At 72.4% G+C, this 20543-nt stretch carries 19 protein-coding genes; 14 read left to right on the top strand and 5 right to left on the bottom strand.

Going from position 1 to position 20543, the window contains the following annotated elements:
* Nucleotides 1-48: 48 nt before the first annotated feature.
* From GA0070562_RS01835 to purB, 4 genes are all read left to right on the top strand, one after another.
* Complete coding sequence (locus GA0070562_RS01835) at nucleotides 49-1341, top strand: acetyl-CoA C-acetyltransferase (RefSeq protein ID WP_091414121.1); 1293 nt, start codon at nucleotides 49-51, stop codon at nucleotides 1339-1341.
* A gap of 95 nt (nucleotides 1342-1436) precedes the next feature.
* Nucleotides 1437-1952, top strand: a complete 516-nt coding sequence (locus GA0070562_RS01840; RefSeq protein WP_091414123.1) for a SigE family RNA polymerase sigma factor — start codon at nucleotides 1437-1439, stop codon at nucleotides 1950-1952.
* Nucleotides 1949-2695 carry a hypothetical protein gene (locus GA0070562_RS01845; RefSeq protein WP_091414125.1) on the top strand — a complete coding sequence of 249 codons (747 nt, stop codon included), beginning with the start codon at nucleotides 1949-1951 and terminating at the stop codon, nucleotides 2693-2695. Before GA0070562_RS01840 ends, GA0070562_RS01845 begins: the two co-directional genes overlap by 4 nt.
* 86 nt (nucleotides 2696-2781) lie before the next feature.
* Nucleotides 2782-4206 (top strand): adenylosuccinate lyase, encoded by a 1425-nt coding sequence (gene purB / locus GA0070562_RS01850; RefSeq protein ID WP_091414128.1) that lies wholly within the window; start codon nucleotides 2782-2784, stop codon nucleotides 4204-4206.
* An 87-nt stretch (nucleotides 4207-4293) separates the two neighbouring features.
* On the opposite strand, the gene GA0070562_RS01855 is transcribed toward purB, so the two are convergent.
* Both GA0070562_RS01855 and GA0070562_RS01860 read right to left on the bottom strand, forming a co-directional pair.
* Entirely contained in the window at nucleotides 4294-4869 is a 576-nt protein-coding gene (locus GA0070562_RS01855) for a YbjQ family protein (RefSeq protein ID WP_175438590.1), read from the bottom strand.
* 12 nt (nucleotides 4870-4881) lie between these two features.
* A complete protein-coding gene (locus GA0070562_RS01860) occupies nucleotides 4882-5565 on the bottom strand; it encodes a S1 family peptidase (RefSeq protein WP_091414130.1) in 684 nt (227 codons plus the stop codon).
* 470 nt (nucleotides 5566-6035) lie between these two features.
* Between GA0070562_RS01860 and purS the strand changes: the two genes are divergently transcribed.
* From purS to GA0070562_RS01880, 4 genes are all read left to right on the top strand, one after another.
* Nucleotides 6036-6299 carry a phosphoribosylformylglycinamidine synthase subunit PurS gene (gene purS / locus GA0070562_RS01865; protein ID WP_013473439.1) on the top strand — a complete coding sequence of 88 codons (264 nt, stop codon included), beginning with the start codon at nucleotides 6036-6038 and terminating at the stop codon, nucleotides 6297-6299.
* The gene (gene purQ / locus GA0070562_RS01870) at nucleotides 6296-6979 is read left to right on the top strand and encodes a phosphoribosylformylglycinamidine synthase subunit PurQ (protein WP_091414132.1); all 684 of its coding nucleotides are present in this window, start codon (nucleotides 6296-6298) and stop codon (nucleotides 6977-6979) included. The genes purS and purQ overlap by 4 nt, the downstream gene beginning before the upstream one ends.
* Nucleotides 6980-7043: 64 nt before the next feature.
* Complete coding sequence (gene purL, locus GA0070562_RS01875) at nucleotides 7044-9749, top strand: phosphoribosylformylglycinamidine synthase subunit PurL (protein WP_091414134.1); 2706 nt, start codon at nucleotides 7044-7046, stop codon at nucleotides 9747-9749.
* 10 nt (nucleotides 9750-9759) lie between these two features.
* Nucleotides 9760-10509 carry a 2-phosphosulfolactate phosphatase gene (locus GA0070562_RS01880; protein WP_091416028.1) on the top strand — a complete coding sequence of 250 codons (750 nt, stop codon included), beginning with the start codon at nucleotides 9760-9762 and terminating at the stop codon, nucleotides 10507-10509.
* 109 nt (nucleotides 10510-10618) lie between these two features.
* Here GA0070562_RS01880 and GA0070562_RS01885 read toward each other — a convergent pair whose 3' ends face one another.
* A complete protein-coding gene (locus tag GA0070562_RS01885) occupies nucleotides 10619-12859 on the bottom strand; it encodes a carboxypeptidase-like regulatory domain-containing protein (protein WP_091416031.1) in 2241 nt (746 codons plus the stop codon).
* A gap of 160 nt (nucleotides 12860-13019) precedes the next feature.
* Here GA0070562_RS01885 and GA0070562_RS01890 point away from each other — a divergent pair, with 160 nt between their 5' ends.
* From GA0070562_RS01890 to amcA, 5 genes are all read left to right on the top strand, one after another.
* Nucleotides 13020-13373: a sterol carrier family protein gene (locus tag GA0070562_RS01890; protein ID WP_091414136.1), complete on the top strand. Its 354-nt coding sequence runs from the start codon at nucleotides 13020-13022 to the stop codon at nucleotides 13371-13373.
* Nucleotides 13374-13541: 168 nt separating this feature from the next.
* Nucleotides 13542-15059: an amidophosphoribosyltransferase gene (purF, locus tag GA0070562_RS01895; RefSeq protein WP_091414138.1), complete on the top strand. Its 1518-nt coding sequence runs from the start codon at nucleotides 13542-13544 to the stop codon at nucleotides 15057-15059.
* A 57-nt stretch (nucleotides 15060-15116) separates the two neighbouring features.
* Nucleotides 15117-16271: a phosphoribosylformylglycinamidine cyclo-ligase gene (gene purM, locus GA0070562_RS01900; RefSeq protein WP_091414140.1), complete on the top strand. Its 1155-nt coding sequence runs from the start codon at nucleotides 15117-15119 to the stop codon at nucleotides 16269-16271.
* 127 nt (nucleotides 16272-16398) lie between these two features.
* Nucleotides 16399-17490 carry a cyclophane-forming radical SAM peptide maturase AmcB gene (amcB, locus tag GA0070562_RS01905; protein WP_175438628.1) on the top strand — a complete coding sequence of 364 codons (1092 nt, stop codon included), beginning with the start codon at nucleotides 16399-16401 and terminating at the stop codon, nucleotides 17488-17490.
* Nucleotides 17471-17683, top strand: a complete 213-nt coding sequence (amcA, locus tag GA0070562_RS01910) for a multiple cyclophane-containing RiPP AmcA (protein WP_091414142.1) — start codon at nucleotides 17471-17473, stop codon at nucleotides 17681-17683. The genes amcB and amcA overlap by 20 nt, the downstream gene beginning before the upstream one ends.
* A 149-nt stretch (nucleotides 17684-17832) precedes the next feature.
* On the opposite strand, the gene GA0070562_RS01915 is transcribed toward amcA, so the two are convergent.
* Together GA0070562_RS01915 and GA0070562_RS01920 are read right to left on the bottom strand one after the other, a co-directional pair.
* Nucleotides 17833-18048, bottom strand: coding sequence for a DUF3073 domain-containing protein (locus tag GA0070562_RS01915; protein ID WP_091414144.1), 216 nt, complete (start codon nucleotides 18046-18048; stop codon nucleotides 17833-17835).
* A gap of 292 nt (nucleotides 18049-18340) precedes the next feature.
* Nucleotides 18341-19423, bottom strand: coding sequence for a Glu/Leu/Phe/Val family dehydrogenase (locus tag GA0070562_RS01920; protein ID WP_091414146.1), 1083 nt, complete (start codon nucleotides 19421-19423; stop codon nucleotides 18341-18343).
* Nucleotides 19424-19597: 174 nt separating this feature from the next.
* Between GA0070562_RS01920 and GA0070562_RS01925 the strand changes: the two genes are divergently transcribed.
* Nucleotides 19598-20437: a DUF8083 family protein gene (locus GA0070562_RS01925; RefSeq protein ID WP_091414148.1), complete on the top strand. Its 840-nt coding sequence runs from the start codon at nucleotides 19598-19600 to the stop codon at nucleotides 20435-20437.
* The last annotated feature ends 106 nt before the right edge of the window (nucleotides 20438-20543 follow it).

Below are 20543 nucleotides of genomic sequence, written 5' to 3' on the forward strand. Positions count from 1 at the left end.
AGCCTACTGGCGAGTAGGGTTCGGGCAACAGTTTCGAGGAGGCCGATCGTGCAGAGTGTCCGGCGGGTCGCGGTCATCGGGGGCAACCGCATCCCCTTCGCCCGGTCCAACTCGCGCTACGCGCACGCGTCCAACTCCGACATGCTCGGTGCGGCGCTCGACGGGCTGGTCGCCCGGTTCGGGCTGGCCGGCGAGCGGGTCGGCGAGGTGGTGGCCGGCGCGGTGCTCAAGCACTCCCGCGACTTCAACCTCACCCGCGAGGTGGTGCTCGGCTCCCGGCTCGACCCGCACACCCCCGCGTACGACATCCAGCAGGCCTGCGGCACCGGGCTGGAGGCCGCCATCCTGGTCGCCAACAAGATCGCCCTCGGGCAGATCGAGGTCGGAATCGCCGGTGGCGTCGACACCACCTCCGACGCGCCGCTCGCCGTCAACGAGGACATGCGGCGCACCCTGATCCAGCTCAACTCGGCCCGCACGCTCGGCGAACGCCTCAAGATCGCGGCGAAGCTGCGCCCGCACCAGCCGTTCAAGCCGGACATCCCGCGCAACGCCGAACCCCGTACCGGGCTGTCCATGGGTGAGCACGCGGCCCGGACCGCGCTGCGCTGGAACGTCGACCGCGCCGCGCAGGACGAACTGGCGCTGCGCTCGCACCAGCGGCTCGCCGCCGCGTACGACAAGGGGTTCTTCGACGACCTGATGACCCCCTACCTGGGGCTGACCCGGGACCAGAACCTGCGGCCGGACACCAGCCTGGAGAAGCTCGGCTCGCTCAAGCCGGTCTTCGGCGCCTCGGGCGCGGACGCCGAGCGGGCCACCATGACCGCCGGCAACTCCTCGCCGCTCACCGACGGCGCGTCGACCGTGCTGCTCGCCTCCGAGGAGTGGGCCAAGGCGCACAACCTGCCGGTGCTGGCGTGGTTCTCCTGGTCCGAGGCCGCCGCCGTCGACTTCGTGCACGGCGACGAGGGCCTGCTGATGGCCCCCGCGTACGCCGTGCCCCGGATGCTCGCCCGCGCCGGGCTGAGCCTCCAGGACTTCGACTTCTACGAGATCCACGAGGCGTTCGCCTCGCAGGTGCTGGCCACGCTGGCCGCCTGGGAGTCGCCGGAGTTCTGCAAGGAGCGCCTCGGCCTGGACGCCCCGCTCGGCTCGATCGACCGGGACAAGCTCAACGTCAACGGCTCGTCGCTGGCGGCCGGGCACCCGTTCGCCGCCACCGGCGGCCGGATCGTCGCCACGCTCGCCAAGCTGCTGGATCAGAAGGGGAGCGGGCGCGGCCTGATCTCCATCTGCGCGGCCGGCGGGCAGGGCGTGACCGCGATCCTCGAGCGCTGACGGGCGACGCCCGCCCGGTTCGTCGGCCGGGCGGGCAACCCGCGTGCCGGCTCGTTCCGTCCCCTGGGCATGAGGCGAACGAGGAGCGGCACCCCGTGACCGGGCGCGACGAGGAGTTCCGCGACTACGTGACCGCCCGGCTGGAGCCGCTGCGCCGGACGGCGTACCTGCTGTGCCGGGACTGGCACACGGCGGACGACCTGGTGTCGATCACGTTGAGCAAGCTCTACCGCAACTGGCGGCGGGCGCTCGGCGCGGACAACCTCGACGCGTACGTCCGGGGGATGCTCACCAACGCGTGGCTGGACGAGCGGCGCCGGCCGTGGCGGCGGGAGCGGAGCACCGACGAGGTGCCGGACCGGGCGGACCTGGCAGCCGGGGAGCCGTCGGTCGGTGAGCGGGAGATGCTGCTGGAGATGCTGGGCCGGCTCGCGCCGAGGCGACGGGCGGTCGTGGTGCTCCGCTTCTACTGCGACCTGTCGGTCGAGGAGACCGCGAAGATCCTCGGCGTCAGCACCGGAACCGTGAAGAGTCAGGCCGCCCGTGCGCTGGAGACGCTGCGGCTGCTCGCCTCGCCACATTCGGCAGTGGAGAGCGGGAGGCAGAGATGACGTACCGGCAGATCTTCGACGAGGCGATCGGCGACGCGCCGCCGACGGCGGTGGACGTGGACGGCCTGGTGGCGCGGGAGGGGCGGCGTCGGCGGCGACGGGTGGGGGCGTACGCCTCGGCGACGGCGGTGCTGGCGCTGGCGCTCGGCGTCGGCGTGGTCGTGCAGCCGGGTGCGTCCGGCGGCCCGGCGCCCACCCGCCCGGCCGCGTCGGCCACCGCCCGGTCCGAGCCGGAGCGCCTGCAGGCGGCGTTCCAGGCCGCGTTCAACCGGGAGGCGCCGGACCTGCGGTGGGTGCAGGGCGGGTCGACCGGCGACCACAAGACCTGGGACGGCCCGGTCACCGAAACGCCGCCGTGGACGGTGAAGCCGTTCCAGTGGGAGTCCATGACCGGGTGGTTCGCGGTGGGTGTCGCCGCTCGGGGCGAGGTCCGGTCGTACCTGAACATCGACGTGGGCAGGATGCGCCCCGGCCACACGCCTGGTCCGGGCGAGTGCACTCCCGGCCGGGTCAAGTGCCGGTCCTTCACCGGCCCCGAGGGTGAGCTGGTGGTGGCCAGCGACTTCGAGGGCAGGCGCCTGGTCGGGCCGGTGACCGAACGGACGGTCCTGCGTTCCGTGACCGTCCAGCGGGCCGACGGCACCCACGTGACGGTGCAGACGCATTCGTCCACCGACCGGCACCTGATGACCGTCGAGGAGATGGCCGCTGTCGCGCTGGACCCGGAGATCCGGCTGGGCTGAGGGCGTCCCGGTCCGGCCTGCCCACAGGCCGGACCGGGGACCGGCGTCGCCGGGGCCGGCCCGGGCGTCGTGAAAGACTGAGGTACGTGACGACGATCCCGAACGTGCTCGCCAACCGGTACGCCTCGCCCGAACTGGTCGCCCTCTGGTCACCGGAGGAGAAGGTCCGGATGGAGCGCCGGCTCTGGCTGGCGGTGCTCAAGGCCCAGCGTGATCTCGGTGTGCCGGTGCCGGACGGGGTGGTCGAGGCGTACGAGCGGGTGGTCGACCAGGTCGACCTGGCCTCGATCGCGGCCCGCGAGCGGGTCACCCGGCACGACGTGAAGGCCCGGATCGAGGAGTTCAGCGCGCTCGCCGGGCACGAGCACGTGCACAAGGGGATGACCTCTCGTGACCTCACCGAGAACGTCGAGCAGCTCCAGATCCGGGCCTCGCTGGAGCTGATCCGGGACCGGGTGGTCGCCACGCTGGCCCGGCTGGGCTGGCACGCGGGCGAGTACTCCGCGCTGGTGATGACCGGCCGGTCGCACAACGTCGCCGCGCAGGCCACCACGCTGGGCAAGCGTTTCGCGTCGGCGGCGGAGGAGTTGCTGATCGCGTACGAGCGGCTGGAGGACCTGATCGGCCGCTACCCGCTGCGCGGGATCAAGGGGCCGGTGGGCACCGCCGCCGACCAGCTCGACCTGTTCGACGGCGACGCCGGCAAGGTGGCCGAGCTGGAGCAGCGGGTGGCCGGGCACCTGGGGTTCAGCCGGGTGCTGGACAGCGTCGGCCAGGTCTACCCGCGCTCGCTGGACTTCGACGTGCTCTCCGCGCTGGCCCAGGTGGCCGCCGCGCCGTCGTCGCTGGCGACCACGATCCGGCTGATGGTCGGTCAGGAACTGGTCACCGAGGGCTTCAAGCCGGGCCAGGTCGGTTCCAGCGCGATGCCGCACAAGATGAACACGCGCTCGTCGGAGCGGGTGAACGGGTTCGCGGTGATCATCCGGGGTTACCTGTCGATGGTCGGCGAGCTGGCCGGCGACCAGTGGAACGAGGGCGACGTCTCCTGCTCGGTGGTGCGCCGGGTCGCGCTGCCTGACGCGTTCTTCGCCGCCGACGGACTGTTCCAGACGTTCCTCACCGTGCTGGACGAGTTCGGCCCGTACCCGGCGGTGATCAACCGGGAGCTGGAGCGCTTCCTGCCGTTCCTGGCCACCACGAAGATCCTGGTGGCGGCCGTACGCCAGGGTGTGGGCCGGGAAGTCGCGCACGAGGTGATCAAGGAGCACGCGGTCGCCGTGGCGCTGGCCATGCGGGAGAAGGGCGCGACCGAGAACGACCTGTTCGACCGGCTCGCCACGGACGGCCGGCTGGGCCTGACCCGGGCCGAGATCGACACCCTGGTGGCCGACCGCAACGCCTTCGTGGGCGCCGCCGCCGACCAGGTCAACCGCGTGACCGCCAGAATCACCAAGATCGTGGAAGCCCACCCCCAGGCCGCCACCTACTCCCCGCCCCCCATCCTCTGACCTTTGCCGGGTCGATCATGAAGTTGACGGCACTCAGGGAGATCATTCCTGCCGTCAACTTCATGATCGACGCCGTAAACGGGTGGGTCACGGGCCGGTGGGGGTCTCGGCTGCGGAACTCAGGTTGGGGGCGCTCGCGGGTTCGGCGATGCCGCCGGGCGCGGTGGCGATCTCCGGGTCGTGGGCGGTCTCGGCCGCGATCGCCGGCTGGTCCGGCGGCATGACGTCCGGCATCTTCGGCGCGACGATCACCGCTGTGCCGTACGCGCAGATCTCCATCCACATCTCGCCGCAGTCGCGGCTGTCGAAGCGCATGCCGATCACCGCGTTCGCGCCCAGGCGGCGCGCCTCCTCGCCGAGGCGGGCCACCGAGTCGGTACGCCACCGCGTCAGGTTGTCCGGCGCCAACGGGTCGTAGGCGCCACCGCGCAGGTTCTTGACCCCCTCGCGGTACGGGTTGCGGGTCCTCGCCATCGAGGAGACCACTTCGCCGAGGATCTGGCGGATCTCGTAGCCGGGCAGTTGATCCGTCGTCACGACCAGCACGCTTCCGATGCTGTCAGTCCCCGGCCGGGTGGTTCGCGAGCCGTGTTCAGCTGATCGGATGCTGAAAAACGGCGCGGCGCGGACGGCCGGGTCGCACCCGGCCGATCCGCGCCGCATCGGCATCAACCGTCAGACACCGGCCGTCGAGGTGATCCAGGACCGGTTGTACGCGACACTGCCGTAGTTCTGGATGCTGGAGCCGTCGGCGGTGGAGGCGACGCCGACCTGCCGGCCGTTGTAGAACTGCGGGCCGCCCGAGTCGCCCCGCCACGCGTTGCCGTTGACCCGGGTGCTCCGGATCGCCTGGCCGCCGTACGCGTCGGTGACGCTGGTGCTGGTCACCTGAACGGTGGCGGTCTTGAGCTGGGGCGACGCGCCGCAGCCGCTGTAGCAGGTCATGCCCCAGCCGTAGATGGTGTTGGTGGAGCCGACCGGCGGGTTGCTGGTGGCCAGCGACACGGCGGAGGTGCTGACCGTGCTGGACAGGCGCAGCAGGGCCAGGTCGTAGCGGGTGTACGAGGCGCTCACGGTGCGGGTCACGCCGCCCGAGGCGTAGTAGACGCTGCCGACCCGCACGGACATGGTGCCGCTGACGCAGTGCCGGGCGGTGAGCACCCACTGGGGCGCGATCACGCTGCCGGAGCAGGTGAACGAGCCGTTGCTGAAGACGGCCGCGGCCCACGGCGCGGACGAGACGGTGCCGCCGCCGATGATCGGCTGGGGGCCGGCCGGCGCGGCGGTGGCACCGGAGGCGGTGGCCAGGACGCCGGCCAGCGCGGTGGTCAGCACGGCGAGCAGGGGACGGAGGCGCATGTCGGGGCTCCTTCTGCGCGGACGCCCGGGGGTGCCGGGCAGGGGGTGACACCCGCCGGATGGGGTGGGCCGGCGAGGGACGTCGATCTAACTCATCGACATCTGACGATGCATGCTACGGCCGCGCCGCCCTCTGTCACAAGATGCGGATCGAATCGCGCCGATGGCGTGACGCGCGCCGCGCGCCGTGCGGGCCTGCTGTCGGATACCGGTCCAAGGTGGGGTGTTTCGCGGCAGAATGCCTGCTGGGAGGTGTTGCCGAGGGGCACCTACGAGCACGGAGCGCAACGAATTCGCATCGACGCCGCAACGAACGGGCAACGGTGCCCGTCCGGCGCCGCCGACGGGGCCGATCGGTGCCGGAACTGCCCCCGGCCGGTGCGGGCCGGGCGGTATCTGCCAGGTAGGCTGGCTGCGCTCGCCCGATTGTTGGGCCGGCACCCAACTGCGTACACAGTCAGGAGTGCCCCGTGCCTCGCGTCGTAGTCGACGTCATGCTCAAGCCCGAGATCCTCGATCCGCAGGGCCAGGCCGTCGCAAACGCGCTGCCCCGCCTCGGCGTCAGTGACGTCGCCTCGGTTCGGATCGGCAGGCGGATCGAGATCGAGTTCACCGGCGAACCGGACCTGGACCGGGCCCGGGAGATCGCCGACAAGCTGCTGGCCAACCCGGTAATCGAGGACTTCACCGTCCGCGTGGTCACCGCCGACGAGACCGCGGGCGCGCAGTCGTGACCGCCCGGGTCGGTGTGGTCACCTTCCCCGGCTCCCTCGACGACGGGGACGCGGCCCGGGCCGTACGGATCGCCGGCGCCGAGGCGGTCCGGCTCTGGCACGGCGACCCGGACCTGCACGGCGTGGACGCGGTCGTCCTGCCCGGTGGCTTCTCCTACGGCGACTACCTGCGCTGCGGCGCCATCGCCCGGTTCGCCCCGGTGATGGAGACGATCGTCCAGGCCGCGCGTGGTGGCCTGCCGGTGCTCGGCATCTGCAACGGCTTCCAGATCCTCTGCGAGGCGCACCTGCTGCCCGGCGCGCTCACCCGCAACCAGCACCTGCACTTCCGCAACCGGGACCAGGTCCTGCGGATCGAGAGCACCGGCACCGCCTGGACGAACACGTTCCAGCCGGGCCAGGAGGTGCTCATCCCGGTCAAGAACGGCGAGGGCTGCTACGTCGCCGACCCCGCGACGCTCGATCGGCTGGAGGGCGAGGGCCGCGTCGTCGCCCGCTACGTCGGCGGCAACCCCAACGGATCGCAGCGCGACATCGCCGCGATCACCAACGAGGCCGGCAACGTCGTCGGCATCATGCCGCACCCCGAGCACGCGGTGGAGGCGCTCACCGGCCCCTCCCTGGACGGCCTCGGCTTCTTCACCTCGGTGCTCAAGCATCTGGTGGGAGCGCCGGCGTGATGGTGGCCGGGAACATCGGTCGGCCCACCCGCCGCACCGGCGGCGAGCGCAGCAAGGAGACGTCATGACCACCCATCCGGACCCGGCCCTGCGCGAGCCGCAGGGCGTGGTGCCGCAGGCCGGCCCGACCGACGACTGGGCGCTGGGCGTGGACACCGTTCCCCGGGCCGCCGACTCGCCGGAGGAGCTTCAGCCGTACGCTGAGCTGGGCCTCCGCGACGACGAGTACGACCGGATCCGGCACATCCTCGGCCGCCGGCCCACCCAGGCCGAGCTGGCCATGTACTCGATCATGTGGAGCGAGCACTGCTCCTACAAGTCGAGCAAGGTGCACCTGCGCCAGTTCGGCGAGAAGGCGCCGCCGAGTGACCGGCTGCTCGCCGGCATCGGCGAGAACGCCGGCGTCGTCCAGGTCTCCGACGATCTGGCGGTGACCTTCAAGGTCGAGTCGCACAACCACCCGAGCTTCGTCGAGCCGTACCAGGGCGCGGCGACCGGCGTCGGCGGCATCGTCCGCGACATCCTCGCCATGGGCGCCCGCCCGGTCGCCGTGATGGACCCGCTGCGCTTCGGCGCGGCCGACCACCCGGACACCGCCCGCGTGCTGCCCGGCGTGGTTGCCGGCGTCGGCGGCTACGGCAACTGCCTCGGTCTGCCCAACATCGGCGGCGAGGTCGTCTTCGACCCCTGCTACCAGGGCAACCCGCTGGTCAACGCGCTCTGCCTGGGCGTGCTGCCGGTCGACCGGCTCCAGAAGAAGGACGCCACCGGCCCCGGCAACATCGTGGTGCTGATGGGCGCCAAGACCGGCCGCGACGGCATCGGCGGCGTGTCGGTGCTCGCCAGCGCCACCTTCGACGAGGGCAGCGAGCAGCGCCGCCCGTCCGTGCAGGTCGGCGACCCCTTCATGGAGAAGCTGCTCATCGAGGCGTGCCTGGAGCTGTACGACGCCGAGCTGGTCGTCGGCATCCAGGACCTCGGCGGCGCCGGCCTGACCTGCGCACTCACCGAGACCGCCGCCTCCGCCGGCACCGGCATGCGGGTCTGGCTGGAGCGCGTGCCGCTGCGCGAGCCCTCGATGGAGCCGCACGAGATCCTGGCCAGCGAGTCCCAGGAGCGGATGCTGCTCGTCGTCTCGCCGGACAAGCTCGACGCGGTGCTCAAGACCGCCGAGAAGTGGGGCGTCTGGGCCACCGCCATCGGCGAGGTCACCGCGCCGTCGGCGGACGGCCGGCCGGGCCGGCTGGTCGTCACCTGGCGCGACCAGCTCGTGGTGGACGTGCCGCCGGGCTCGCTCGTCGACGACGGCCCGGTGTACGCCCGGCCGATGCGCGAGCCGGCCGACCTGATCCTGCTCCAGGCCGACCGCGCCGAGACGCTGCCCCGGCCGAGCACCCCGGAGGCGCTCCGGGAGACCGTGCTGCGCATGATCGCGTCGCCGAACCTGGCCGACAAGACCTGGGTCACCGAGCAGTACGACAGGTACGTGCTCGGCAACACCGTGCTCGCCCAGCCGGAGGACTCCGGCGTGATCCGGATCGACGAGCGCAGCGGCCTCGGTGTCGCGCTCTCCGTCGACGGCAACGGCCGGTACGCCCGCCTCGACCCGTACCACGGGACGAAGCTGGCGCTGGCCGAGGCGTACCGGAACGTGGCGGTGACCGGCGCGAAGCCGATCGCGGTGACCAACTGCCTGAACTTCGGCTCGCCGGAGGACCCGGGCGTGATGTGGCAGTTCGCCGAGGCCGTGCGTGGCCTGGCGGACGGCTGCCTGGAGCTGGGCATCCCGGTGACCGGCGGCAACGTCAGCTTCTACAACCAGACCGGCGCCGCGGCCATCCACCCGACCCCTGTGGTCGGCGTGCTGGGCGTGCTCGACGACGTCGCCGACCGGGTGCCGATGGGCTTCGTGCCGCGTCCGTCCGGCGACCACGACCAGCTGTTCCTGCTGGGCGAGACGCACGTCGAGCTGTCCGGCTCGGAGTGGGCCTGGGTGACCCACGAGCACCTCGGCGGCATCCCGCCGCAGGTCGACCTGGCCCGCGAGCGGCAGCTCGCCGAGCTGCTGGCCGAGGCGGCCCGGGTCGGGCACCTCAGTTCCGCGCACGACCTGTCCGACGGCGGCCTGGCGCAGAGCCTGGTCGAGTCGGCCCTGCGCCGCGGCGTGGGCGCCCGGGTCGTGGTGCCGGAGCACTTCGCCGGTGGCTCGATGCCGTTCGTCTTCCTGTTCAGCGAGTCCGCCGGTCGCGTGCTGGTGTCGGTGCCGCGCGGCCACGAGAAGGCGTTCACCGCCCTCTGCGCCGAGCGGGGCGTGCCGTGGGAGTTCGTCGGCGTCACCGACCCGGCCTCCTCCGCGCTGGAGGTGCACGGCCAGTTCCGGATCGGCCTGGACGAGCTGCGTGAGGCGCACACCGGTACGCTCCCGCGCCTGTTCGGTGCGGCCGAGGCGGCCCGGGTGGAGGTGGAGGCGACCCGTACCGGGACGACCACTGTGCTTCCGGCCACGGCCGAGCAGCCGGTCGGCGTGGACCCGGCCGAGGTCGACGCCGAGCCGATCGCCAAGGCCGGCCGGGACACCCCGCCGGTCGACGCCGAGGCGTCCGCACCCGCCGCCGAGGCGGAGCCCGAGTCGCCCGCTGCGGCGTCCGACGAGGCGATGCCGGCCGACGCGACGCCGGCAGTCGACGGAACTCCGGCCCAGGACGAGTCGGCGGCTGCCGACGGGTCCGACGGTCCGGCTTCCGGTGAGCCGGCGCCGGGTCAGCGCTGAGGCGCTGGCCTTGGCCGTCTTCACCCAACCCGGCTCCGGTGCCCGGTTCGACTGGGGACTGACCGGGGCGGCGGAACTCGGCCGGGTCTGTGCCGCCCTGGTGGTGGTGGACGTGTTGTCGTTCACCACCGCCGTGGAGGTGGCGGTGAGCCGTGGCATGCGGGTGCACCCGTTCCCGTGGGGTGAGCAGGCCGCCGACTACGCCCGCCGGGCGGGTGCCGTGGCCGCTGTGGGCCGCCGGAAGATGACGGCGGAGCACCCGTGGTCGCTGTCCCCGGCGGCGCTGCGGGCCGCGCCGGTCGTCGCCGACCTGGTGCTGCCGTCGCCGAACGGTTCGGCGATCAGCGCCGCCGCGAGCGCCACCGGCGTGCCGGTGGTCGCGGCGTGCCTGCGAAACGCACCCGCCGTCGGGCGCTGGCTGCGCGCCGAGGGGTACGGCTCGAAGGACGCCCCGGTGGGCGTGGTGGCGGCCGGGGAGCGCTGGCCCGACGGGTCACTCCGGCCGTGCGTGGAGGACCAGCTCGGTGCGGCCTGTGTGCTCGACGCGCTCGCCGGGGTGCCCGGCGGGCTCTCGGTGGAGGCCGCGATGGCGCTCGCCGCGCTGGCGAGCACACCGGACGTGCCGGCGGCGGTCCGGGGATGCGTCTCCGGGCGGGAACTCGCCGAGGGCGGCTTCGCCGAGGACGTCGCGGTCGCGACCGAGGTCGGTGTCTCCGACGTGGTGCCGGTGCTCCGCCAGGGCTACTTCGCCCCCGCCTAGCACCGCTTCCGCTCCCGTCCCGCGGGCGCGCTCCTGGTGATCTCGGCGAGCTGACGACTGTGGCCGCCCGGTTTCCGCGGGCGGCCACAGTTCTCACATCTGGTGCGGGTCAGTCGTCCAGCCAGTCGAGGCGTCGTCCGCCACGGTCCGCCTGCCCGTCCGGGCGAGCACGGCCCGCCTGCGCCGGGTCGTTGGGGTAGGCGTTGTCGTAGCCGCCCCCGCGCTGCTGCGGCGGCTCCTGACCGTAGCCGCCCTGCTGGTGGCCGTAACCGCCCTGCGGGTCCTGACCGTAGCCGTCGCCGTACCCGCCGCCCTGCTGACCGTAGCCACCGGACTGGTGACCGCCGTCGTAACCGCCGGCGGCGTTGCCGTAGCCGCCCGCCGGGGCGTCGCCGTACCCGCCCGGCTGACGGCCGCTGTCGTAGCCGCCGGCCGGGGCGTCGCCGTAGCCGCCGGCGCCCTTGTCGTAGCCACCCGCGGGGGCGTCGCCGTACCCGCCCTGCTGGCGGCCGCTGTCGTAGCCGCCGGCCGGGGCGTCGCCGTAGCCACCCGCGGGGGCGTTGTCGTACCCGCCGGTCGGTGCGTCGCCGTAGCCGCCCGCCGTCCGGCCGCCGCCGTACGCCGGGGCGTCGCCGTACCCGCCGGTCGCGGCGTTGCCGTAGGCGCCTGTGGGCTCGCCGTAGCCGCCCTGCTGACGGCCGTTGTCGTAGCCGCCGGTCGCGCCGCTGTCGTAACCGCCCGGCGTGGCGCCGTAGCCACCGCCCGCGCCGTAACCGTCGCCCTGCTCCGGGCCACGGCCGTACGAGGCCGAGCCGGCCTGGTCGTAGCCGCGGTCCTGCTCCGGCTGGTAGGTGCTGGTCGGGTACGGGTCGGCCGCCGGCGCGTACTGGTTGCTGTCACCGGTGTAGCGGCCGGTGGGCTCGTCGAAGCGCTCGTTGCCGTAGCCGCCCTGGGCCGCGTAACCGGCCGCGCCGGCCGCCGCGGCACCGGCGGCGTAGTCCGGGTTGCCGTAGCCGGCACCGGAGGAGGGGCCGTTGCCGTAGCCGCCGCCCGAGGAGGGCGCGTTGCCGTAGCCACCTGCGCCGCCGTAGCCGCCCTGGCCCGGTGCGTCGTCGCCGTAGCCGTAGCCGCCCTGGCCACCGCCGACGCCGTAGGACGCACCGGGCGGGGCGCCGTACGGATCCGGCGGGACATCGTCCACCACCGGCCGCTGGAGCATGGTGGGGGCGTCGCTGATCGAGGGGCCGCCGACCATCGTCGCGGACGGCCCGGCACCCATGCCGTTCACCACCCGGGTCTGGTCGTCGGTGCCGTGGTACGCGCCCCGGGCTGCCGGGATCGCGCCGGCCGCAGCGGCGCCACCGGGGCCACCCGGACCGGTCGGCCCACCCGGACCGTCGCCGTCGCCGTCGTCGCCCTCGTTCTTGCGGCGCATGTAGAGCAGCACGATGGTGCCCACGCCGACGGCGACGAAGAGGCCGCCGAGCAGGATGAGCAGCCAGGAGCCGAAGCCGCCGGAGTCCTCGTTCGCGGCCGGCTGCTGCGCGGCGGGCGCCTCGGCCGACGGGGTGTCGGTCGCCTCCTCGTCGAGCGGCTCCTCGGACGGCGGCGCGGACTCACTCGCCGACGGGGTGGCGCTCGGGCTCGCCGACGCCTTCACCTGGATGCTGAGCCGGACGCCGGTCACCGACTGGCCGGCGTTCGCGTTGATCGACCGGGCGACGGGCGAGGCGCCGTCGGTGGAGGCGCCGAGGTCGATCCGGCCGGGCGCGATCGGGTTGGACTCGGAGCCGCTGAAGCTGAAGTTGCCGTTGCCGCTGGTGTTGGCGCGGCGTTCCTTGCCCGCGCTGTCGCGGAGCATGACGAGGGCGCCGGAGATCGGCTCGCCCTCGGCGTTGACCACCTTGCCGGACACCGTCTTGACGGTCTGCGGCTGCTGCGGCGTGGGCGGGGCAGCAGCCCGGACGGTGACACGCAGTTGACGGCCGCCGTCACCAGTTACCGTGATTCTCGCCTGCGAACCGTTCGCGGCCGGCGCATTGGGGGCTGCCGACAGGCTGAGACTCACTGCCTTCGTCTGCTGGCCCCCGAAGTCGATAGGACCGCAATTTCCGCAGGTGACCCCGTCTGGCAGGCCGGTCACGTCGATGTCGGCAGACGTCTCGTCCGCGCCGAGGCGGACGAGCACGTTGACACTGCCACTCCGACCGGCGTCGATCGTGACCGAGTTGTCCGCCGTGATGATGTTGGCGGCGAAGGCGGGAGCTGCGGGGACGGTGAGCAGGGCGCCGAAGACCAGCGCTACGACCACACCGGCCCGCTGCTTCCAGGCACGTCGGTGTGTTGACACGTCCACCGCCTTCCGGGTCTGATCTCCCCGCCGGCCGCTAGGCCGAGGTTGATCACTCACGGTACGAATAACGCCGTCGGCAACTATGCCTTGTCTGACCGGATCATCTCTACCCAGGGCCGCCGTCAGGCGGCCTTCTGCCGGGTCGTATCGTCCCGTCGTGTCCTCTCCGCACGCTTATTCCGAAGCGGTACTCGCCGCGCTGGTGGCGCTGGACGAGGGGCGTACGCCCGAACGGCCGGTGCTCCGGGAGGCGGTCCGGACGCTCTTGGCTGCCCTCGCGGACCGCGCCCCCGGCCGATCGGTGGAGGTGCGCGTACCACCCTACGGTGCGGTCCAGTGCGTGAGTGGTCCACGACACACCCGCGGCACGCCGCCGAACGTGGTGGAGATGGATCCGCCGACCTGGCTGGCGGTCGCCACCGGGCGCCAGGGGTGGGCGGAAACGGTCACTGAGGGTCGCATCCGGGTTTCCGGAAACCGGGCTGACCTCTCCCCGTACCTCCCGATTTAGGCGTCAAGCAGCGCAAACTCTTCTCACCCGGAGCGAACGCTTCGTGACTGTCGGTGTCGACTGCTGGTCGCGTACACTGAGAGCCGACGACGGTCCCGGCCCATGCGTGCGGAGCTGCCCCCCTGACTCCGCCAGGCCAGTCCAGACCCCACTGCGAGGGAGCGGCAGGTGCCCCGAGGCGATGGCCGGCTGAGCCACGACCTTGACCCCCAGCGACCCGGCCCCCAGGACGCGTGCGGCGTCTTCGGCGTCTGGGCGCCGGGTGAAGAGGTCGCGAACCTCACCTACTTCGGGCTCTACGCCCTCCAGCACCGCGGTCAGGAGGCCGCGGGCATCGCGGTGAGCGACGGCTCCGGTGTCGTGGTCTACAAGGATCTCGGCCTGGTCGCCCAGGTGTTCGACGAGCCGACACTGGCGAGCCTGCGCGGGCACGTCGCGATCGGGCACGCGCGCTACTCGACCACCGGCGGCTCGACCTGGGAGAACGCCCAGCCGACCATCCGGGCCACGAGCGCCGGCACCACCATCGCGCTGGCGCACAACGGCAACCTGGTCAACACCGCCGAGTTGCAGCGCGAGGCCGCGGTGCGAGGGCTCGACTCCGACGGCTCGACGAACGACACCTCGCTGGTCACCATGCTGCTGGCCAGCCGGCCCGACCTGTCGGTCGAGGCGGCCGCGCTGGAGGTGCTGCCGCAGCTGCGCGGCGCGTTCAGCTTCGTCTTCATGGACGAGTCGACCCTCTACGCGGCGCGTGACGCGCACGGCGTACGCCCGCTGGTGCTCGGCCGGCTCGAACGCGGCTGGGTGGTGGCGAGCGAGACCGCCGCGCTGGACATCGTCGGCGCGAGCGTGGTCCGCGAGGTCGAGCCGGGCGAGCTGATCGCCATCGACGAGAACGGGCTGCGTTCCAGCCGGTTCGCCTCGCCCGAGCCCAAGGGCTGTCTCTTCGAGTACGTGTACATCGCCCGGCCGGACGCCACCATCGCGGGCCGCAACGTGCACGCCGCGCGGGTGCAGATCGGCCGCCAGCTCGCCAAGGAGCACCCGGTCGAGGCCGACCTGGTGATCCCGGTGCCGGAGTCCGGCACGCCGGCCGCGATCGGCTACGCCGAGGAATCAGGCATCACCTACGGCCAGGGCCTGATGAAGAACCCGTACGTCGGGCGCACGTTCATCCAGCCCTCGCAGACGCTGCGCGCGCTCGGTGTCCGGCTGAAGCTGAACCCGCTGCGGCAGAACGTACGCGGCAAGCGCCTGGTGGTGGTGGACGACTCGATCGTGCGGGGCACCACCCAGCGGGCGATCGTCCGGCTGCTGCGCGAGGCGGGCGCGCTGGAGGTCCACGTCCGGATCTCCTCGCCGCCGGTGAGCTGGCCCTGCTTCTACGGCATCGACTTCGCCACCCGCGCCGAACTGCTCGCGAACGGGCTCGACAACGAGGGCATCCGGCGGTCCATCGGCGCCGACTCGCTCGGTTACGTATCGCTGCCCGGTCTCATCGCCGCGACCGAGCAGCCGAAGAGCCGGCTCTGCCGGGCGTGCTTCGATGGGGAGTACCCGATCGAACTGCCGGCCGGGAACCTGATCGGCAAGCACGTGCTCGAAGGAGTGGGACGCCGGGTCGCCGCCGAGGCGGCCGGGCCGACCGGTCCGCTCGTCGCCACACCGACCCACCACCCGTAGCACCACCGACGCGGGTCCGGCCGCTCCGGGCCCGCGGGAACCACAAAGGGGAGAACCGTGACGCACGTGTCCGAGCGCAGCGGCGCAGGATCCAGCCCGACGGGCGCCGGCGGCGACCGCCAGCCCTGGTCGGCGGGGTCCGGCCGGACGCAGCGCAAACGCTCGGTCTCGTACGCCGACGCCGGGGTGTCGATCGAGGCGGGCGACCGCGCGGTCGAGCTGCTCAAGTCCAAGGTCAAGGAGACCCGGCGCCCCGAGGTCATGGGTGACCTGGGCGGCTTCGCCGGCCTGTTCCGGCTGGACACGAAGAAGTACAAGAACCCGATCCTGGCCTCCTCGACCGACGGCGTGGGCACCAAGCTGGTGATCGCCCAGCAGCTCGACATCCACGACACGGTCGGCATCGACCTGGTCGCCATGGTCGTCGACGACCTGGTGGCCTGCGGCGCCGAGCCGCTGTTCCTGCTCGACTACATCGCCACCGGCGAGGTCGTGCCGGACAAGGTCGCCGAGATCGGCGCCGGCATCGCGGACGGCTGCCGGTACGCCGGCTGCGCCCTGCTGGGTGGCGAGACCGCCGAGCACCCGGGCGTGCTGCGCCCGGACGAGTACGACATCTCCGCCACCGGCGTCGGCGTGGTGGAGGAGAGCGAGATCCTCAGCCCGGAGCGGGTCGAGGTGGGCGACGTGGTGATCGCCATGCGCTCGTCCGGCCTGCACTCCAACGGCTACTCCCTGGTCCGGCACGTGCTGCTCGGCGCCGGCCGGATGCGGCTGGACGTGGTGATCGACGACTTCGGCCGCCAGCGGACGCTCGGCGAGGAGCTGCTCACCCCGACCAAGATCTACGCGCAGGACTGCCTGAAGCTGATCGCCGAGGCCGAGGTGCGGGCGCTGGCCCACGTCACCGGCGGCGGCATCCCCGGCAACCTGGTCCGGGTGCTGCCGGAGACCGTCGACGCCGTGGTGAACCGCTCCACCTGGAAGCCGCAGCCGATCTTCGACCTGATCCAGTCCAAGGGCCGGATCGAGGACCCGGAGATGGAGGCGACGTTCAACATGGGCGTCGGCATGTTCGCGATCGTCTCCGCCGAGGACGCCGACCGCGCGCTCGCCACTCTGACCGGCCGGGGCGTGGAGGCCTGGCAGGCCGGCGAGATCATCGAGGGGTCCGGCAACGTGCAGATGGTCGGGCAGCACACCCGAGGCTGATCACCCTGCGCCGATCGGCCGGGCACATGACCGGGGGTTCACCCGGACGGTCGCCGCGGCCTAGCCTGGAGGTTCGGTTTTCAGGCAGGCGGGGGAGGTGCTGATGGCTGCGCGCACGCCCGAAGGGATGCGGGGCATCGCCGCCGTCCCGTCGTACGTGGTGATGCAGCCCACGACGCTGTGCAACCTCGACTGCGCATACTGCTACCTCCCTTTCCGGGCGGTGGACAGGCGGATGCCGGTGGCCGTCGCCGAGGCGGTGGCGGCGTCGGTGAACCAGTGGGCGGCGGGCGGTCGCTTCTCGGTGGTCTGGCACGGCGGGGAGCCGCTCGCGGCCGGCCGGGAGCACCTGGCCGCGCTGCTGGCGCCGTTCGGCCCCGACGTCGAGCACCACGTGCAGACCAACGCCACGCTGATCGACGACGCCTGGTGCGCGTTCTTCACCGAGCACCGGGTCCGGGTCAGCGTCAGCGTGGACGGGCCGCGGGCGCGCAACGGCGAGCGGGTCACGCGGGGTGGGCGTCCCGCGTACGACCGGATCGTGGCCGGTGTGGCGGCGCTGCGCCGTCACAACCTGCCGTTCTCGGCGCTCGCGGTGGTCTCGCGGCCGGAGCCCGGCCTGGCGACCGAGCTGTACGACTACTTCCTCGACCTGGGCTGCGACGTGCTCGGCGTCAACATCGAGGAGACCGAGGGCGTCAACACCCGGACGAACGCCCGCGACGAGGGCGCTGTCACCGGGTTCTGGGCGGAGCTGGTGGCGGCGTGGCGCCGGGATCCCCGGATCCACCTGCGTGAGGTGGAGTGGTCGCTGCGGTACGCGGGCGCGGTGCTGGCCGGCACCGCCGACGACCTGCTGCCCCGGAGCCTCGACCCGATCCCGACGGTCGGGCACGACGGCTCGGTGGTGGTGCTCTCGCCGGAGCTGGCCGGCTTCACCGACGCCCGGTACGGCGACTTCGCCAGCGGAAACGTGCTCACCACGCCACTGCGCGACATCCTCGTCGGCGCGGCCGGTACGCCGTGGGTGGGCGAGTTCCTCACCGGCGTGGAGGCGTGCCGGGCGTCCTGCGCGTACTTCGGGTTCTGTGGCGGCGGGCACGCCGCCAACCGCTACTTCGAGCTGGGGCGTTTCGACGGTACGGAGACCGAGCACTGCCGTAACAGCAAGATCCGCCTACTGGAGGGAGTGTTGGAGCATGCCCGAGACCATCAGTGACACCGACCGGGAGGCGGTCGCCGACCGGGTGCGGGACGCGGCTGCGGGGCTTACCGCTCTGCTTCGGGAGGCGGAGGCGGCACGGCTGCTGCGGGCGGAGGTGTCGGGCGGCGACGGCGCCAACGCGGTGTGCGCGTGGAACCACTTCGAGAACATCCCGACGTTCTACAACTGGAACAACCGGCCGCGCTGAGGGCCGGTTCCGCGATCAAGGACCTGCCGGCGCGTCGGAGCATGCACCCCGGGGCGCCGGCAGGTCCCTGATCGTCGGTCGTACGCCGGCTCAGCAGAGCACATGCGTGAGCACGCGGGGGTTACCGCGTGCTCAGATGTGACCGGAGGTCAGCGGGCCGGACGAGCCCAGGTGTCCGGGTCGTCGTCCGCGTGGTCCTCGTCATCGTCGTCGACATACTCTTTGTAGTCGTCGTCGAAGTTGTGCTCAGACTTTCCACTACCCGCCAGTTCGCGCTGCAAGGCGGTTAGGTCGGTGTTCGGGGAGTGGTACTTCAACTCCCGGGCCACCTTCGTCTGCTTGGCCTTAGCACGGCCGCGCCCCATGGCTCGACCCCCTCGCACAGAATGCGGGGCAGCCCGAAGGCGGGCCCCGATGACGTCAGGCATCTCTCGTGGCTCTTACGGTACATGGGGATGCCAGCGTTCGGCACCTCGGGTCACCGTCGACCGGACCTGCGCGTCGCAGTGGTCCAGCCGTCACAAAGTGTACCGGGTAAGGGGTAAGCCCCGGGGCTGGCCGTGACACCGGACATACCGGCACGAAAGAGTCCGCAACTCAGCTTAACGCGCACCGCCTCCGGGGGTGGAGCCGCCACCCCGCCCCCGGAGGTGAGCTTCACCGCAGATGAATCGTGCGCAGCCGGCCGACCTCGGCCATCCGCCGCTCGGCGAGCCGGTCCGCAGCGACCGCCGGGGGGACGCCCTCGTCGTCGGCGAGCTGGAGGATCTGCCGGGTGGTGTCGAAGATCCGGGTCGCGCGCAGCTTGGCGCGGTCGAAGTTGAAGCCCTCGATCTCGTCGGCGACCTGGATCACGCCACCGGCGTTGACCACGTAGTCCGGCGTGTAGAGGATGCCCCGGTCGGCGAGCACCTTCTCGATGCCCGGGTGGGCGAGCTGGTTGTTCGCCGCTCCGGTGACCACCTTCGCCCGCAGCACCGGCACGCTGTCGTCGTTCAGCGCGCCGCCGAGCGCGCACGGGGCGTACACGTCGATGTCGGAGGCCACCAGCGCCTCGGTGTCGTCGACCAGGGTGACCTGCGGGTGGGTGGTTCGCGCCCACTCCCGGGCGCGCGGGTTGACGTCGGTCGCCACGACCTCGGCGCCGTCGTCGAGCAGGTGGGCGGTCAGGTACTTGCCGACCTTGCCCAGCCCGGCCACGCCGACCCGGCGGCCGGCCAGCGTCGGGCTGCCCCAGACGTGCTCGGCCGCGGCCCGCATGCCCTGGAACACACCCCAGGCGGTGAGGATCGAGGAGTCGCCCGCGCCGCCGTGCTCCACGCTGCGGCCGGTCACGTAGCGGGTCTCACGGGCGATCACGTCCATGTCCGCCACGTAGGTGCCCACGTCGCAGGCGGTGTAGTAGCGGCCGTTGAGCGACTCGACGAAGCGGCCGTACGCGCGCAGCAGCGCCTCGCTCTTGAGCTGCTCGGGGTCACCCCAGATGACCGCCTTGCCGCCACCGAGGTCGAGGTTCGCCAGGGCGTTCTTGTAGGCCATGCCGCGCGAGAGGTCGAGCACGTCGGCGACGGCCTCGGCCTCGCTGGCGTACGGGTAGAACCGGGTTCCGCCGAGCGCAGGACCCAGCGCGGTGGAGTAGATCCCGATGATCGCCTTCAGGCCGGACTGCTTGTCCTGGCAGAACACGACCTGCTCATGCCCTGTGGAGACGGGGTCGTCGGTACTGGCGAATACGCCCATGGCTGACTCCTGTGTCGGTGTGCGTCCTTGTGGGGCGCGGAACCTGGTGGCACGCCGGCGGGATGCTGCCGGTGTCGTTGAGCCTAATATCGGCCCGAACCGTACTGTCGCGCATGTCACGCCACGGGCCCGAGGGCGGCGACGGGCGGTCCCGTCTCGTGGGAGGATCGCGCCGTGCCGTCGCTCTTCGCTTCATACCTGCGCGTGTACGAGCCGCTCACCGCCTTCGACCGGGATCGGCAGTCGTACTGGCGCCGGTACATCAGCGAGGGGCGCGCCGTCGCTCCGCTGGAGGGGCCGGTACGACAGCGGACCGCGGTGATCGAGGCACTCGGCGCCGGCTGGACCCGGCTGCCCGACCTGCCCGACGAGGCGTACGTCCTGGAGTCCGACGACGCGCTGCTGGTCTGTCCCTGGAACCTCCGTATCCGGGTCGCCGAGGCGGCGCTGAGCGCCCGTGACGGCGTGCCCCCGGTGCTGGCCGACGCGTTCGTGCCGCCGGTGCTCGCCGGGCAGGCGAAGGCCGTGGTGGAGGACTGGCGCAGCGGTGCCCGGGTGCTGGAGCACGGGGTGCCCCGGGTGCACGAGCAGATCGCCACCTGGGGCGTGCCGCTGCGCTGGTTCGTGCTGTTCGAGGCCGGCGAGCGGCACCTGGTGACCGAGCCGGAGCGGCGGGCGCTGCGCTACCGCACCGAGATCTCCAAGGCGCGCCGCCGGGCGTCCCGGGCGCTGTCGGTGCTGCGCAAGTCGATCGGCGAGGCGCCGATCACCGAGGCGGTCGAGGAGGCGGCCCGGTGGCTGGAGGAGTTCCACCCGCGTTCGGTGGTCGAGCTGGACTACGGCGGCCTGGTGCAACTGCTGCCGGACGAGACGCTCGAAGCCGACGACTCGACCGACCTGGTGGCCACCGGACTGTCCGGACTGGGCCGGGGTGAGGCCGAGGAGGCGTCCGCCGCGTACGACAAGCTGGTCGCCCGCTGGCGCGCGGTGCAGCTGCTGGAGCGCTGCAACTGACGCCCGGTTTGCCCCGCTAAGTGGTCTTGGACACGAGAGTGTCTCGTAGCTGATGCGTCACGAACCGTGATCATGAGTCCGAATAAGGTACTTTCTGCGGCATAAA

The organism is Micromonospora tulbaghiae (genome assembly GCF_900091605.1).
GTDB lineage: Bacteria > Actinomycetota > Actinomycetes > Mycobacteriales > Micromonosporaceae > Micromonospora > Micromonospora tulbaghiae.